Consider the following 14,069-nt stretch of genomic DNA (forward strand, 5'->3'; position numbering starts at 1 on the left):
CGTTGGGCGTGGCGCCGCGCTGGCGCGCGGCGCGGTTGCGCTCCTATCTGCGCGATAGCGCGTGATAGATATGGGTGAACGTGGCCGCGCCGAGGATCGGAATCGCCAGGTTTAGCAGCGGCACAGACAGCGGCATCGCCATCAACGTGCCCGCAGCCCAGATGGTTGCGGAATGGCGGCGGCGCAGCTTCTTGGCCTCGGCTGTGCCGACGCGGCGTGCGGCGGCCAGGGTGAAATACTCCCGGCCCAGGAGGAAGCCGTTCAGCCCCCAGAAGATGAACGGGGCCGCAGGCGGAAACAGCGCATAGAGAAGCAGCGCCAGAACGTTGGCCGCAATCAACAGGCCCAGGAAGTTCACCGTGTCCCGGACTGCGTCCCAGAACGGCACTTTGGCAGCCGGAGGCAGAGCGGGATAGTGTTTGTCCTCCACCGCCTGGGCGACCTCATCCAGGAACATTGAGGTGATCGCCGAGGCCACCGGCACCATCAGGAAGATGGACAGGAACAGCATGAAGAACAGCGAACCGAACGACAGCAGGTCATCGATCCAGGTGACCTTGCCCAGAACGGGCAGTGTCACTTCCGGCCCGGCCAGCCACTGGATCAGCATCAGGAAGGCCGCATAGGCGGCAAACAGCAGCGCGACGCTGAGGCCCAGCCCCAGAAACAGCACCTTGCGGAAACGCGGATCGCCGGTTTGGCCGAGTGTCTTGAAGAAGGCAGAGAAGATCATGCGGTCATCCAGGTGGTGATGGCGTCCAGGTCCGGGCGCGGACGTTCCGGCGGGGCGGAGCTTTCGGTGGCGATGTGGATGATACCGGCGATACGCTCGTTCTCAGCCAGGCCGAAAGCCGCTTTGCAGAAATCGCGGTCATGGCTGGCCCAGCCGCTGAGCCAATTGGCGCCCCAGCCCGCCGCCAGCGCCGCATTCAGCAGTGCCAGGCAGACGGCGCCGGCCGAATACGTCTGTTCAACAGCCGGAATCTTGGGGCTCTTTTTCTGCACTTCGACCACCACCACGGCCAGTTGGCTCTGGTCAAACTGGCTGCGGCCTTTGGCGATATCTTCGGGGCTTTTGCCCAGGCGTCGACCGGTTTCCTCGGTCAGACCGGCCAGCCGTCCCATTGCGGCCTTTTCAACCACGATGAAACGCCAGGGCTCCAGCTTGCCATGATCGGGCGTGCGGGCGGCGGCGGTCAGGATCGGCAGCAGCTGATCCCGCGCAGGCGCGGGCGCCACCAGTGTTTTGGCCGGGCGCGAGCGGCGCGACAGCAGGAATTCAAGGGCTGCGTCATTGCGTGCAGGCATATGTGAAACCTTTTTACATCTTTTGCTGCCTATCTCGGCAGCTTGGGATGTTATTTCAAGAGGTAAAAGGCCCTGCGGGCTACAAGTGTGCCGTGATTGCAGCAGGGCGGCGAGCTGGGGTTTTCAGCCGGTGAGAGAGCGGCGGATCGGCGCCATTGTCTATGGAAATTTTGCTGCGCCCAGTTCATATGCGGCGATATGGGAAAGCCAAAGAAGAGAGACCTGCCGGATCTGAGCCATTTGCGTATGCCAGGCATGGAGATTGCAGTCCGGGTTGCGCCCAAGGCGGGCCGCAATGCGATTGTGCAGGCGAGCGGCTATCTGAAGATATTCGTCACGGCGGCACCAGAAAACGGCAAGGCAAACGGTGCCGTCCGCCAGCTGCTGGCGCAGGCCATGGGTGCCGCAGCTTCGAATCTGGAGCTGCGCCACGGTTCAACCTCCCGCAGCAAGCTGTTTGTCTACACCGGTCCGGCCTGACAGCGACCTGCAGATTGGCAGACCGTTGACTATTTGTCGTCAGCCACCAGCCTGTAGACGCCTTCAGGCAGGTCCAGCGCGGCGGCCAAGTCCCGCACCTGAATGTGCGAGAGGGTGATTTTATGCATGCTGTCGGTGCGTGAGTCGTATTGCTCGACCGTCACGCATTCAGCAAAGGAATTGATGATCACATCCTCGTTGAGCGGGGTGCTGTCCTCGTCCACCAGGGTGATGACCGTCGAGTCAAATTCATGTTCGATGGTAAACATACCTCCAGCCTGCACCGGGACGCGGCTGCTGGCAAGAGCTTGCAAACATTGGTGTTCATCAGGGCCCCGCGGCAAGGATCCGCTGCCGGGCAATTGCCATTCCCCGCGTGTGCACGGTAGAGTGCAGGCGATATGCAAAAGGATGTGTCATGCGCCGTTTTATGTGTCTCATTGCCCTTGCTACCAGCGCTTGCAACATGGTGGCGGAGCCCGCGCCGCAACCCGTTCCGACCGCACAGCGGCAGCCGGTCAAAGGGCTGGCGCCGGGGGAGGTGCAGGGCGCCTTTGCCGCCGTCAGTCGCCGGGTGGAGCCAGTGGCGGAGCGCGAATGCCGCAGCCGCACCCAGGGTTTGAACTGCGATTTTCTGATCCGCATCGATCCGGACCCGAACGCAGCCCCCAATGCCTATCAAAGCCTGCAACGCGACGGCCGCCCGGTGATCACCTTCACCCGGCGGATGCTGGGGCAGATTGCCAATCATGACGAGCTGGCCTTTGTGATGTCGCATGAAGCCGCCCACCACATCCGTGGCCATCTGGCGCGGCAGGCGCAGAACTCGGCGCTGGTCAGCGTCGGGGCCGGGCTGATCACCGCGCTGGTTGGCGGCAGCGCCGCCACTGTTTCCACCGCCCAGGATGTTGGCGGCTTTGTCGGCTCCCGCAGCTATTCCAAGGACTTCGAGTTGGAAGCGGATGAACTGGGCACCATTATCACACATAAGGCTGGCTATCGGCCCAGCATCGGCGTGCGCTTCTTCAACCGGCTGCCGGACCCAGGCGACCGGTTCCTGGGCACCCACCCGGCCAACCCGGACCGGGTGCAGGTGGTGCAGGCAACTATTGCGCGCCACAATTTGAACTGACCATGGCAGCCGAAGACCCCTCTGTTCCCGTGCTGGAAAAGCTCGGCGTGGTACTGACCGACCGCGGTTCGAAATACGCTGTGAGCGGTGCACAGGTTGCCTCGCGCGAGGACGTTGATGCGGTTCTAGCGGCGCTGAAGACTGAACGCGCTTATGCCAAGGCCACCCATAACACCTGGGCCGCGATGCTGCCCTCTGGCGGGCTGAAGGCCGACGACGGCGAGTCCGGCGCCGGCATGGTGATCCTGCGCATGATGGAACGCGAGGGGCTCAAGGACCACATCATCATCGTGACCCGCTGGTACGGCGGCAAGAAGCTGGGCGGCGACCGGTTTCGCCGGGTTCAGGACGCGGTGCGCACCTATCTGGAGCGGCAGACCGGCTAAACCGCGTGAAATGTGTCGCTGATTGACCTGTGTCAAATCCGGTCTTTCGGTCTGCGACTAAGCTGCCCCTGTAATGCATGATTACGGGGAATTGCACGATGACCGCCGAAGCCAAACTGAAAACCCACGCGGAACTGTTTGACCGGATGGCCAGCACCGTTGGGCTGGATCTGGAGGAAGAGGCAGTGGCTGGAACCCTGCGTTTCGACGAAATCGCCGAGGCCGTGCTGCGCTGCACCCGCTGCGGCGGTGTCGGCGCGTGTCAAAAATGGATGGCAGAAGGGCCGCGCCCAGGAGCAGACGCGCCGGATTTCTGCCGCAACCGTGACTTGCTTGGCTATCTGAACGAACGGCAGGCGTGACAGGAGCGGATACTATGAAGCCATTGGGTGATCCTCTGTTTCATCTGCGCCTGATGGCCGGGATGAGCCGGGCCGTTGGTGTTGATCTGTCTGCAGAATTTGCATTGGGTGAAATCAGCCACGAGGACTGGGCGGCGATGATCACCCGCTGCCGTGCCTGTGCCGCGCCGAACCGATGTGAGGCCTTTCTGGCGTCCAATGAACAGGCACAGGCCCCGATGCCGGGCTGCCGCAACGCCGACCAGCTGATGCAGCTGAAAGGCCGATGCGTCTGAACCATTGGCTGGATAAAACCTGGCTGGTTAAAGCATGGCCGCCAAGAGCTTGGCGGTCTAAAGGTTGGAATGGCTGCCGTCACATAGTGGCTGCTTGGACGAATGCTTGCAGCCGCAAAAGAACAGCTTGCCGTCTTTTGCTGCGGTGTATTTCACTGGTGCAAACTCCGTTCCCTTGTGCGACCCGTCGCAGAACGGCTGCTTTTGCGACTTGCCGCAGGCGCACCAGAAATAGGTCTTGCCTTCCGTCACTTCGACGGGAAAAGGGGCTTTCTGGGCGATTTCTGGTGTGTCTGTCATGGCTGGGGGCTCTCACTGGCTGATTGCGGTTTGGAGAGAGCGTAGCAGACTGGGCGCGAAATGTTCGTTTTTAGATTTCCGCCACAATGATCAGTTCTACCACAGTCTTTGCATTATCTCGTAAGTTGTGCTGAATCACTCCAGGATTGTGGCCCCTAGGGCTTTACTGAACTTGTAAGAGGGGCTTGGAGGGCATCATGGACAGACCAGAATATCTAAAACAAGGGGAGCCTGCACGGCTCTTCCCGGCGTTGTCCAACAGCTCGGGCCCGCAACGAAACCCTGCGCGCCACAGATCACTCTGGCCGGGCGTTCTGAAACGAATAACAGGATACCACCCCCGCCGCCGCGCAGAAGTCAGGATACGTTGACTCCAGACCTTCGACGCGCGCATTGTCGCGAGAACCCCGGATTGCCACGCCACTGAAATCCACATTCGCGGCACATTTTTCAACCGCTTCAATGCCCACAGCACTGCCGAGATCGTCCGCGTGGCCTGAACCTGAAGGGAAAGAGTAAATTACGCCTCAAGACACCTTTCTGCGGCAATACTGCTGTGGGGGGCGGGGTTGCCGACGTTTGGGCCTCTTTACGCATTGATTGCACTGATCACAAAATGGCTTTGCCGCAGGCTGCGGGCTTTTTGGACACCACCTGCCACACTTAACGGAGGGCGCCGCCTTCTTGTTTTGCCAGAAATAGCTTTCGGTTTGATGCGCAGGTCGGGCGCGGCCCGGCCTGCTGCCGGGCAAAGGGAATTTGCGCCTTCCCGGTGTATAGGGGTGCAAGCGGTGCACGGCTGGCACCCCCTGTTTTCCTTGCCTCCTGCTGCATTCCTGATATATGCGCGCGGATGACCAGTTCCCCGTCCAGCAACCCGCCCAGCCTTCGTCCTGACCTTGCTCCGGAACCGCAGTTCCGCGACACACCCCGTGACGGCCAGCCGACCCTTGGCATGGTCTCGCTCGGCTGTCCCAAGGCGCTGGTGGACAGCGAACGGATCCTGACCCGGTTGCGCGCCGAAGGGTACGGGATCTCTCCTGATTACGCGGGCGCCGATGCGGTGATCGTCAACACCTGCGGTTTTCTGGACAGTGCCAAGGCCGAAAGCCTGGAGGCGATCGGCGAAGCGCTGAAGGAAAACGGTAAGGTCATTGTCACCGGCTGCCTTGGCGCCGAGCCGGACTACATCCGCGAGCATCACCCGCGCATCCACGCGGTGACCGGCCCGCATCAGTATGAACAGGTGCTGGACGCGGTGCATTCCGCAGTGCCGCCCAGCCCCAACCCTTATGTGGACCTGCTGCCCGCGGCGGGCGTGAAGCTCACTCCGCGGCATTTCAGCTACCTAAAGATTTCAGAGGGCTGCAACCACAAGTGCAAGTTCTGCATCATCCCGGATATGCGCGGGCTTCTGGCGTCGCGCCCGGTGCATGCAGTGCTGCGCGAGGCTTCGAGGCTGGTGGATGCAGGTGTGCGCGAGCTGCTGGTGATCAGCCAGGACACCTCCGCCTACGGGCTGGACCGCAAATACTCCACGCATCCCTGGAAAGACGGCGAAGTGCGCAGCCACATTCAGGATCTCAGCCGTGAACTGGGCAAGCTGGCGCCGGCGGATGAGCTGTGGGTGCGACTGCATTATGTCTATCCCTATCCCTTTGTGCGCGACCTGGTGCCGCTGATGGCGGATCCTGACAATGCGCTGCTGCCCTATCTGGACATCCCCTTCCAGCACGCCCACCCGGATGTGCTGCGCCGCATGGCCCGCCCGGCGGCGGCGGCCAAGACGCTGGATGAAATCAACGCCTGGCGCGACATCTGCCCGGATATCACCCTGCGCTCTACCTTCATCGTCGGCTTCCCCGGCGAAACAGAGGCAGAGTTCCAACATCTGCTCGACTGGATGGACGAGGCCCAGCTGGACCGGGTCGGCTGCTTCAAATACGAAAACGTCGACGGCGCGCGGTCGAACGACCTGCCGGACCATGTGCCGGAAGAGCTGAAGCAGGAGCGCTGGGAGCGGTTCATGGAGAAGGCCCAGGCGATTTCCGAGGCCAAGCTGGCGGCCAAGGTCGGCCAGACCCTGCAGGTGATCGTGGACGACATCGACGAGGACGGCATCGCCACCTGCCGCACCAAGGCTGACGCGCCGGAGATCGACGGCAACCTGTTCATTGATGAGGGAACGGACGGGTTGCAGGCGGGTGATCTGGTGACAGTCAAGGTGGATGAGGCCGGAGAATACGACTTGTGGGGTGTGAGAGCCACCTAAAGATAGCCTGTGGTGCCTTGCCTGCGTCCAGGCCAAGTCATCCGAACAAAGAGATCACTATGTATTGCGCGCCTCAAGAGGCCTTTCTGTAACAATGCCTCGTCCGCCCCTCTTGAGAGTTGTCGGGAAACACTGGAAAAAGACGCGCAGGCTCTCCTTGTTATAAATGATGGCGTCTCTCCATGATGCCTTCCAAGCGGTTTTGCCGCCCTTTGGGGTGATCTCTCCGGTTGCTGTATGTCGGTGCCGGATGGCGTGATTGCGCGTCCGATAGGGGCGGCGATGCCGCTCAACTTTTCCAACCTGTTTTTGCTGCTCGGTTTCGGGGGGGCTGGAGGATATCCTTGCAGCTCTTCCTTCGGTGCTTAAATCCTTTTCAGGTTTCCAGACCACCGCCAACCTGCCGCTGTTGTTCTTTATTGGCCTGCGCCGCCCCTCCCGGCTGCAGTAAACTCTGTGCTGACAGGACGCGCGGCGCCGGAATATCGCAGCTTCTTGGATTGCGCAGGTTTCTGCAGCGGGTAATCTGGCAGAAACCTCCGAGTGAATGGGAGGGACGGCAAGAGGAGTGGGCAAATGAAGCTGATAATCCGGATTGTGACGGCGCTGGTGCTGGCGGTGGTGCTGCTGGCGGGGCTGGTGCTGCTATTACCGGGCGAGAAGATCGCGCGGCTGGCTGCTGATCAGCTGGAGACGCAGACCGGGCGCAAGCTGGCGTTTGGCGGCAAGGTGCGCTTCAGCTTCTGGCCCACATTGGGCGTCAAGGCGGATGCGGTCACGCTGTCCAATGCGGAGTGGGCCGGGCCGGAACCGATGCTGCAGGCCGAACGGCTGACCATCGGCGTCTCTGCCGCCGACCTGATGCGGGGCGATGTGCGCGTCACCGAGGTGTCCGCGATCCTGCCGCATCTGAACCTGGCCACCAATGCAGAAGGTATTGGCAATTGGGTCATGGGCGGCAGCGGCGCGGCGCAGAGTGGCTCTGAGACGGCGGCCGACAGCAGCGGTGCATTGCCGCTCCGGATCGAAGCGGTTGAGCTGACCAGCGCCTCGCTGCGCTATGCGGCGCATGGCGAAGCGCCGGTGGAGATGAAGAACATCGATCTCAGCCTGCTGTGGCCGGACCCGGCGGGCACGGTGAACGCCAAGGCGGTGCTGCGCCCAGCGGGCGAGCCGGTGGAGGTGAACGCCGAGATTGGCACATTTGCGGCCTTCCTGGCAGGGGAGGTGTCGTCGGTTGGGGCGACGGTGCGGGCGCCAGGTGGCAAGGGCCGGTTTGACGGCCATGCCGATATCAACGGTGAAGCAGGCGGACGGCTGACCTTTGGGGCGGAGAACGCCGTCCAGACCGGTGCGGCGTTGGGCCTGTTCCTGCCTGATGCCTTGGCTCAGAAGGCGGTGTTTGCCGGGGATGTGACCTATACCGCTGATGGCCGCCTGTCGATGCGGGATCTGGCGGTGGAACTGGGTACCAACCAGTTGACCGGTGCCGCGGATGTGGAATTCGGGGATCGCCCCGAAATCACCGCACAGCTGCAGGGCGGGGCGCTGTACTTCTCTAGTTTCACCGCAGGGCCAGGCGATCCGGGCAGCAGCAGCAGTTCCGCAGACAGCGGCTGGCCTGAAGAGGTGATCGATGCCTCCGCACTGGGCCTGGCGAATGCTGTGGTGGATCTGAGCTTTGACAGTCTCAGCACTGGTGGCGTGACCCTTGGTGCCAGCCAGCTGAACCTGACGGTGGAGCGCAGCCGGGCGGTTTTGAAATTCCTGCCCGCGGCGATGTTCGGCGGCCAGGTGCAGGGGCAGGTGGTTGCCAACAACCGCAATGGGCTGTCGGTGGGCGGCAGCCTGACCTTCAACGGCATCCGGCTGGAGCGCGCTTTGGGGGAAACCGCAGGCTATGACCGGCTGAACGGCGAGGCGCTGGGCGCGCTGGATTTCCTCGGCTCCGGCACATCGGTAGCGGCCATCATGCAGTCGCTCAGCGGCAAGGGCTGGCTGGAGGCTGGCAAAGGGTTTTTTACCGGTTTCGATCTGGAGCAGCTGATGCGCTCGGGCGGCAATGGTGGCAGCACTGTGTTTGACCAGATGACAGCCAGTTACACGATCGAAGGCGGCAACCTGCGCAATGAGGACCTGCTGGTGCTGCTCAAAGGGTTCCGAGCGGAAGGAAAAGGCCGGATTGGCCTTGGTGCGCGGGATGTGGACTACCTGTTTTCGCCGCAGCTGGTGCGGGCAGGCACCGATCAGGTGCTGACCATCCCGGTCCGCATTCGCGGCAGCTGGGACAATCCCGATATCCGTCCGGACCTGGGCCAGGCTCTGCAGCCGAAGATCGACGAGATTGAGCAGGAAGCCAAGGACCGGGTGCGTCAGAAGCTGGCAGAGGAGCTGGATCTGGAAACCGAAATTGCACCGGAGCAGGACATCAACGATGTGCTGAAACAGCGCATCGAACAGGAGGCCCGCGACCAGCTGTTGAGGTTGCTGGGCGGCGACTGATCCCATCGTCCAGCCTGAGGACGAGTCAAGGAGGGCCGCGAGGCCCCCGGGCGCAGCCCGGCGTGTCCTTGACGCGGCAGCAGGCGTCATAAACTGGAATTGGCGCATGTCAGGGCAGACTTGCCCTTACATCGCTTCTCAGCAATGAAAACGCCCGCCAAAGGCGGGCGCCGGTCGCCTGCGATAGCAGGCGAAATACCTCATCTGTGCGGGGATCAGATAGTCTGGTCGTACTCGCCCACCTGCGGTTCGGTGCGGATCACCGCGTCGATATCCGCAAAGATCGCCCGCATCTCTGCTTCGCTGTCAGAGCTTTCGCAGACCACCACCAGGTTCGGCGTGTTCGAGGAGGCGCGCACCAGCCCCCAGGAGCCATTGTCCAGAATAACACGGGCGCCGTTTACGGTGACAACCTCCTTGATGGCGCGGCCTGCAAATTGCGCGCCCGCGTCATGCTTGGCCACCAGCTTCTGCACCAGACGCTCCAGAACCTCGTATTTTTCGGTGTCGGCGCAATAGGGCGACATGGTCGGGGTCGACCAGGTCTTGGGCAGCGCCTTCCTGAGGTCTGACATCGACTGGTCCGGGTTGCGGTCCAGCATCTTGCAGACTTCAACCGCGACCCGCATGCCGCAGTCGTAGCCGCGGCCCACCGGTTCGGCCAGGAAGTAGTGGCCGGACTTCTCAAATCCCGCCAGAGCACCAATTTCCTTGACCCGCCGCTTCATATGGCTGTGGCCGGTTTTCCAGTAATCCGCAGTGACGCCGTTCTTCTGCAGCTCAGGGTCGGAGGCAAACAGGCCGGTGGATTTCACATCTGCGACGAAGGTGGAATTCGGATAGAGTTTCGACAGATCGCGGGCCATGATGACGCCCACCTTATCGGCAAAGATCTCCTCACCCTCGTCGTCGACCACGCCGCAACGGTCGCCGTCGCCGTCAAAGCCAAGCGCCAGATCGGCGCCGGAGGCTTTTACTGATGCTGACATGTCATGCAGCATTTCCATCGCTTCCGGGTTCGGATTGTAATGCGGAAAGGTGTAGTCCAGCTCGTTGTGGCTCTCGACCAGCTCGACACCAAGGCGCTTGAACAGCTCCGGCGCAAAAGCCGAGGCAGTGCCGTTGCCGGTGGCACAGACCACCTTCAGCGGGCGGGTCATTTTGAAATCGCCGACCAGATCGTCGAGGTAGGCTTCTTTGACGCCGTCCACGAACTCATAAGAGCCGCCGGCAGCGGGCTGGCCTTCGCCGTTCAACACGATATCGCGCAATTCGCCCATCTCGTCGGGGCCATGGGTCAGCGGGCGGTCAAAGCCCATCTTGACGCCGGTCCAGCCGTTCGGATTGTGGCTGGCGGTGACCATGGCAACCGCGGGCACATCCAGATGGAACTGGGCAAAATAGGCCATCGGCGACAGCGCCGGGCCGATATCCTTGACTTGAATGCCCGCCTGCATCAGGCCCAGGATCAGGGCGTTTTTAATGCTGAGCGAATAGTCGCGGTAGTCGTTGCCGACCGCGATCACCGGGTCGATGCCGCGCTTGCGCATCTGGGTGCCAAGACCCAGGCCCAAGGCAGTCATGCCGGGGAGATTGATTTCTTCGGGGTATTTCCAGCGTGCGTCATATTCGCGAAAACCCGTGGGTTTGATCATCGCGTCGCGCAGGAAGCTCCAGGTGTTCGGTGTCACCTCTGGCAGCGGTTTGCTCATGTCTCGAATTCTCTTCTTTAAATGCTGATCGGATTGGCTTTGGCCAAGGCGTCAAAGCGCATCAACGTGTCAATCAAGTGCGGCATCTGATCCAGATAGATCATGTTCGGCCCGTCACAAGGTGCGTTGTCCGGATCCTGATGGGTTTCGGTGAACACCGCGCCGATGCCGGTGGCAACGGCGGCCCGCGCCAGCACCGGGGCAAATTCGCGCTGCCCGCCGGAGGAGCCGCCCAAGCCGCCGGGCTGCGCCACCGCATGGGTCGCGTCCATCACCACAGGGTAGCCGGTGCGCGCCATTTCCGGCAGCGACTGCATGTCGACCACCAGCCGGTTATAGCCGAAGGAGGCGCCGCGCTCGGTCAGCAGGATACGTTCATTGCCGGTGCTTTCGATTTTGGCAACCACATTGGGCATGTCCCAAGGGGCCAGGAATTGGCCTTTCTTCACGTTGATCGCAGCGCCGGTGCGGCCTGCTGCCAACAGCAGCGAAGTCTGGCGGCACAGGAAGGCCGGAATCTGCATGATGTCGCAGACCTCGGCCACGGGCACGCAATGCGCCGGTTCGTGAATGTCGGTCAGCACCGGCACGCCAATGCTGTCCTTCACGGATTGCAGAACCTCAAGACCCTTGTCCAGGCCCAGGGCGGGCTTGGCGTTCAGCGAGGTGCGGTTGGCCTTGTCGAAGGACCCTTTGAAGACGTATTGCGCTCCGGCCTTGTCGCAGGCTTCCTTCAGCACGCCGGCAATCATCTGGGCGTGATCGGCGCTTTCCAGCTGGCAGGGCCCTGCAATCAGGGTCAAGGGGCGGTCATTGCCGATATTCAAATCGGCGACAGATACGTTTTTCATGGGTTTCCGATCGTGGCTTCCGATGGATTTACGATGACACCTGCTCTCGCAGGATGGACGCGGTGAGCGAACACATCAGGTAGATACCGGAAAAGATCAGGAATGCCAAAATGGTATTCTCGAACTTGCGCGGATAGGAGGGCTCGTCGCTTGGCACCGGCTCTACGGCGGTGGTCAGGTAACGGACCTGGCGGTTGGCCTCCAGACGGGTCGTTTCCACCTGCTGCAGGGCTGATTGCAGCATCAGGTCCCGGGTCGCCAGATCGGCCTGGGCCATCTGGATCTGGATGCGCAGGCTGGCCAGCGAGTTTTCACCTGCAGAGGCGTCAACCATACGGTTGTTCAGGCTGGCAATGACCGCTTCCAGTCGCTTGATATCCGCCTCGGCACCGGACACTTTGGCCCGGTTGGGGCGGCTGTTGTCCTGCAGAGCAGCCAGCTCCAGCCGTTTGTTTTCCAATTGGATTTCAAAGGTACTGATCTGCGAGCGCAGAGCGGCAACCACGCCCTCGGGGTCCAGCACGGAGCCCTGTTGCTGCAGCACCACCAGCTGTTCCTGTGCAGAGCGCCGCTTTGCCTCGGCATCGGTCAGGGCCTGCTCTGCCTCGGACATCTGATCGGCCCGTTTCTGCTGGGAGAGGTTGTTCACTTTCTGCTGCGCGTAGGAGATCAGCTTGCGCGCAAATTCCGCGGCCACTTCGGGATCGGCGGCAGATACCTCCATCCGCACCACGCCTTCCGTCGGATCATAGCCGATCGTCACATTGCGTTTGTAGGTGGCATAAGCCTCCTCGTTGGTGGCGCCGTTTTCGAGCCGCTGGATCGGGTCCAGCCAGTCCTGTGTGAAATGGGTCTTGAAACCCGCTTCCCGGTCCAGGCGCATCATGGCTTCCTTGGACATCAGATAGCTTTGAACGGCGATCGAGTCCTGGCTGGTGGCGAACTGGGTGCCGGACAGAAGCCCGCCGACACCGCCTGCGGCGCTGTCAGCCTTCAGCACCAGGAATTCGGATTTGGAGGAATACATCGGCGTTGCCACCGAATAAAAGTAATAGCCCGCAACCAGGGTCGGCAGCATCACAAAGAAGGCCAGCCTGGCCACCAGAAGCGATAGTTTCCGGCGGCGGCGGCGAGCGATGTCGCGCTGAATGTCCTGAATTTCCCGCGCGCGCCGCTCTGCCGGTGTCACCTCTGCTGAGGGCAGCGTGGTTTTGCCCGCGGGCACAGTTTGCGGCAACTGGACGGAGCCTGGAGCAGCCGGGCTTCCTGCAGGTTGCGCCGTGTTCTGTGGCACGACCAGTTCCAGTTTATTGGCATGTTTGAACGGATCGATGCCGCGTTCGCGCAGCATCCGCACCGCCTCGAAATCCGAAGTGGCGGGCAGGTTATGCTTTTGCGCGATCCGCCGGGCCAGGCGCAGCTGGCGGCCGGTCAGGCCTTCGTGGCGGATCGCGTCAATATCGGTTTCCATCTTGGCTTCTTGGGCGGAACTGACCATGCCAGAGAGCGGCGCAGCCGGGGAGCTAGCGGGCGCGGGCCCGGGGACAGGCCGCGCGGCAGCGGCGGTTGCAGCCTGCCCGGCAGCGGCAGTTGCAGGCTTTGCGGCAGCAGCAGCTGCAGCCTGCGCGGCAGTGGTGGCCGTGGTTCGCTCCGGTGCCTGCGGCTGGGGCGTGCTGCCGTCGGCAGACTCGGTGCGGCGGATGCGGAACTTCTTAGCTCTCGGTTTCATAGTCATAGAGCTGTTTCGCTTCTTCTAAAGTGTCAAACATGTGCAGCTGCCCCTGTAGGAGGACGGCAGCTGAACGGGCAAATTTTTCCAACGTCTGGGCTTGATGCGAGACGATGACAATCGTGGTGGTCTGCAAGCGTTCCTGCAGGACTTCGCCGGCCTTGCGGTTGAATTCTGTGTCGGTGGTGCTGGGCATGCCTTCGTCGATCAGGTAGATGTCGAAATCCAGCGCCAGCATCAATGCAAAGCTGAACCGCGCCCGCATGCCCGAAGAAAAAGTGCCGACCGGCTGGTCGAAGTATTCTTTGAGCCCGCACAGCCAGCGGCAATAGGCTTCTACATAGTCCGGGTCAAGGCCGTACAGTTTGGCGATATACCGAGCATTCTCCATCGCTGACAGGCGGCTGATGACGCCGCCCATGAACCCCAGCGGAAAGGAGACCTTGCAGTGGCGGCGGATCTCGCCCTCATCGGGTTTCTCCAGCCCGGCCATCATGTTGATCAGTGTGGTTTTGCCGGTGCCGTTCGGAGCCAGTATGCCCAGCGAATTGCCGGGTTCGATGCGGAACGACACGCGGTCAAGGATCACCTTGCGCTGGGTTCCTGTCCAGAAGGACTTGCTGACGTTTTCAAACTCAAGCATCGCTGGTTCCGGTGCTGCCTGTGTGGCCCTGTGGCGGGCTCTCTCATGTGCCTCGTTGCTCAGACGCGTACAGCGCGCCTATGGCTCTTTCCTATCAAAGGAGTGTTAATGGCCTAC

Annotated in this window: 15 protein-coding genes and 1 pseudogene; 8 read left to right on the forward strand and 8 right to left on the reverse strand. The window is 61.8% G+C overall.

Translation table 11 applies throughout. From position 1 onward, the window contains the following. Nucleotides 1–43 precede the first annotated feature (43 nt). Together ACP151_RS12245 and ACP151_RS12250 are read right to left on the reverse strand one after the other, a co-directional pair. On the reverse strand, nt 44–733 hold the full coding sequence (locus ACP151_RS12245) for an EI24 domain-containing protein (protein ID WP_424979182.1): 690 nt from the start codon (nt 731–733) through the stop codon (nt 44–46). Next, on the reverse strand, nt 730–1,308 hold the full coding sequence (locus ACP151_RS12250; protein WP_424979183.1) for a nitroreductase family protein: 579 nt from the start codon (nt 1,306–1,308) through the stop codon (nt 730–732). Before ACP151_RS12250 ends, ACP151_RS12245 begins: the two co-directional genes overlap by 4 nt. Before the next feature lie 198 nt (nt 1,309–1,506). Here ACP151_RS12250 and ACP151_RS12255 point away from each other — a divergent pair, with 198 nt between their 5' ends. Then, the gene (locus tag ACP151_RS12255) at nt 1,507–1,788 is read left to right on the forward strand and encodes a DUF167 domain-containing protein (RefSeq protein ID WP_424979184.1); all 282 of its coding nucleotides are present in this window, start codon (nt 1,507–1,509) and stop codon (nt 1,786–1,788) included. A 29-nt stretch (nt 1,789–1,817) separates the two neighbouring features. Here the strand turns inward: ACP151_RS12255 and ACP151_RS12260 are convergent, their stop codons facing one another. After that, nucleotides 1,818–2,057 (reverse strand): hypothetical protein, encoded by a 240-nt coding sequence (locus ACP151_RS12260; RefSeq protein ID WP_424979185.1) that lies wholly within the window; start codon nt 2,055–2,057, stop codon nt 1,818–1,820. Between the two features lie 149 nt (nt 2,058–2,206). Between ACP151_RS12260 and ACP151_RS12265 the strand changes: the two genes are divergently transcribed. From ACP151_RS12265 to ACP151_RS12280, 4 genes are all read left to right on the forward strand, one after another. Continuing rightward, nucleotides 2,207–2,920 carry a M48 family metalloprotease gene (locus tag ACP151_RS12265; protein ID WP_424979186.1) on the forward strand — a complete coding sequence of 238 codons (714 nt, stop codon included), beginning with the start codon at nt 2,207–2,209 and terminating at the stop codon, nt 2,918–2,920. Nucleotides 2,921–2,922: 2 nt separating this feature from the next. Further along, on the forward strand, nt 2,923–3,306 hold the full coding sequence (locus ACP151_RS12270; RefSeq protein ID WP_424979187.1) for a YigZ family protein: 384 nt from the start codon (nt 2,923–2,925) through the stop codon (nt 3,304–3,306). A gap of 98 nt (nt 3,307–3,404) precedes the next feature. Beyond that, nucleotides 3,405–3,668, forward strand: a complete 264-nt coding sequence (locus ACP151_RS12275) for a DUF6455 family protein (RefSeq protein WP_424979188.1) — start codon at nt 3,405–3,407, stop codon at nt 3,666–3,668. A gap of 14 nt (nt 3,669–3,682) precedes the next feature. After that, the gene (locus ACP151_RS12280; protein WP_424979189.1) at nt 3,683–3,943 is read left to right on the forward strand and encodes a DUF6455 family protein; all 261 of its coding nucleotides are present in this window, start codon (nt 3,683–3,685) and stop codon (nt 3,941–3,943) included. 57 nt (nt 3,944–4,000) lie between these two features. Here ACP151_RS12280 and ACP151_RS12285 read toward each other — a convergent pair whose 3' ends face one another. Then, the gene (locus tag ACP151_RS12285; protein ID WP_424979190.1) at nt 4,001–4,243 is read right to left on the reverse strand and encodes a CDGSH iron-sulfur domain-containing protein; all 243 of its coding nucleotides are present in this window, start codon (nt 4,241–4,243) and stop codon (nt 4,001–4,003) included. Nucleotides 4,244–4,495: 252 nt separating this feature from the next. Between ACP151_RS12285 and ACP151_RS12290 the strand changes: the two are divergent. From ACP151_RS12290 to ACP151_RS12300, 3 genes and pseudogenes are all read left to right on the forward strand, one after another. After that, nucleotides 4,496–4,743, forward strand: a pseudogene (locus ACP151_RS12290) (IS5/IS1182 family transposase); the annotation flags it as partial. 353 nt (nt 4,744–5,096) lie between these two features. Beyond that, entirely contained in the window at nt 5,097–6,515 is a 1,419-nt protein-coding gene (gene rimO, locus ACP151_RS12295; RefSeq protein WP_424979191.1) for a 30S ribosomal protein S12 methylthiotransferase RimO, read from the forward strand. Nucleotides 6,516–7,091: 576 nt separating this feature from the next. Beyond that, complete coding sequence (locus ACP151_RS12300) at nt 7,092–9,017, forward strand: AsmA family protein (RefSeq protein ID WP_424979192.1); 1,926 nt, start codon at nt 7,092–7,094, stop codon at nt 9,015–9,017. A 215-nt stretch (nt 9,018–9,232) separates the two neighbouring features. Here ACP151_RS12300 and ACP151_RS12305 read toward each other — a convergent pair whose 3' ends face one another. Genes ACP151_RS12305 through ACP151_RS12320 form a run of 4 tightly spaced genes read right to left on the reverse strand, consistent with a single transcriptional unit; the run spans nt 9,233 to nt 13,952 of the window. Further along, nucleotides 9,233–10,729 (reverse strand): phosphomannomutase/phosphoglucomutase, encoded by a 1,497-nt coding sequence (locus ACP151_RS12305; RefSeq protein ID WP_424979193.1) that lies wholly within the window; start codon nt 10,727–10,729, stop codon nt 9,233–9,235. 17 nt (nt 10,730–10,746) lie between these two features. Further along, a complete protein-coding gene (gene kdsA, locus ACP151_RS12310) occupies nt 10,747–11,580 on the reverse strand; it encodes a 3-deoxy-8-phosphooctulonate synthase (RefSeq protein WP_424979194.1) in 834 nt (277 codons plus the stop codon). Between the two features lie 28 nt (nt 11,581–11,608). Beyond that, nucleotides 11,609–13,315: a capsule biosynthesis protein gene (locus ACP151_RS12315; protein ID WP_424979195.1), complete on the reverse strand. Its 1,707-nt coding sequence runs from the start codon at nt 13,313–13,315 to the stop codon at nt 11,609–11,611. Further along, nucleotides 13,293–13,952, reverse strand: a complete 660-nt coding sequence (locus tag ACP151_RS12320) for an ABC transporter ATP-binding protein (RefSeq protein ID WP_424979196.1) — start codon at nt 13,950–13,952, stop codon at nt 13,293–13,295. Before ACP151_RS12320 ends, ACP151_RS12315 begins: the two co-directional genes overlap by 23 nt. Nucleotides 13,953–14,069 lie beyond the last annotated feature (117 nt).

Origin of the sequence: Leisingera sp. S232 (assembly GCF_049800895.1) — a bacterium.
In the GTDB taxonomy this organism is placed as follows: domain Bacteria; phylum Pseudomonadota; class Alphaproteobacteria; order Rhodobacterales; family Rhodobacteraceae; genus Leisingera.

Bases quoted from the DNA above. Each gene is read 5' to 3' on its own strand.
- rimO (WP_424979191.1), top strand. From the start codon at position 5,097: ATGACCAGTTCCCCGTCCAGCAACCCGCCCAGCCTTCGTCCTGACCTT.
- ACP151_RS12305 (WP_424979193.1), bottom strand. From the start codon at position 10,729: ATGAGCAAACCGCTGCCAGAGGTGACACCGAACACCTGGAGCTTCCTG.
- ACP151_RS12245 (WP_424979182.1), bottom strand. From the start codon at position 733: ATGATCTTCTCTGCCTTCTTCAAGACACTCGGCCAAACCGGCGATCCG.
- ACP151_RS12315 (WP_424979195.1), bottom strand. From the start codon at position 13,315: ATGACTATGAAACCGAGAGCTAAGAAGTTCCGCATCCGCCGCACCGAG.
- ACP151_RS12260 (WP_424979185.1), bottom strand. From the start codon at position 2,057: ATGTTTACCATCGAACATGAATTTGACTCGACGGTCATCACCCTGGTG.
- ACP151_RS12255 (WP_424979184.1), top strand. From the start codon at position 1,507: ATGGGAAAGCCAAAGAAGAGAGACCTGCCGGATCTGAGCCATTTGCGT.
- kdsA (WP_424979194.1), bottom strand. From the start codon at position 11,580: ATGAAAAACGTATCTGTCGCCGATTTGAATATCGGCAATGACCGCCCC.
- ACP151_RS12270 (WP_424979187.1), top strand. From the start codon at position 2,923: ATGGCAGCCGAAGACCCCTCTGTTCCCGTGCTGGAAAAGCTCGGCGTG.
- ACP151_RS12250 (WP_424979183.1), bottom strand. From the start codon at position 1,308: ATGCCTGCACGCAATGACGCAGCCCTTGAATTCCTGCTGTCGCGCCGC.
- ACP151_RS12280 (WP_424979189.1), top strand. From the start codon at position 3,683: ATGAAGCCATTGGGTGATCCTCTGTTTCATCTGCGCCTGATGGCCGGG.
- ACP151_RS12265 (WP_424979186.1), top strand. From the start codon at position 2,207: ATGCGCCGTTTTATGTGTCTCATTGCCCTTGCTACCAGCGCTTGCAAC.
- ACP151_RS12275 (WP_424979188.1), top strand. From the start codon at position 3,405: ATGACCGCCGAAGCCAAACTGAAAACCCACGCGGAACTGTTTGACCGG.
- ACP151_RS12320 (WP_424979196.1), bottom strand. From the start codon at position 13,952: ATGCTTGAGTTTGAAAACGTCAGCAAGTCCTTCTGGACAGGAACCCAG.
- ACP151_RS12300 (WP_424979192.1), top strand. From the start codon at position 7,092: ATGAAGCTGATAATCCGGATTGTGACGGCGCTGGTGCTGGCGGTGGTG.
- ACP151_RS12285 (WP_424979190.1), bottom strand. From the start codon at position 4,243: ATGACAGACACACCAGAAATCGCCCAGAAAGCCCCTTTTCCCGTCGAA.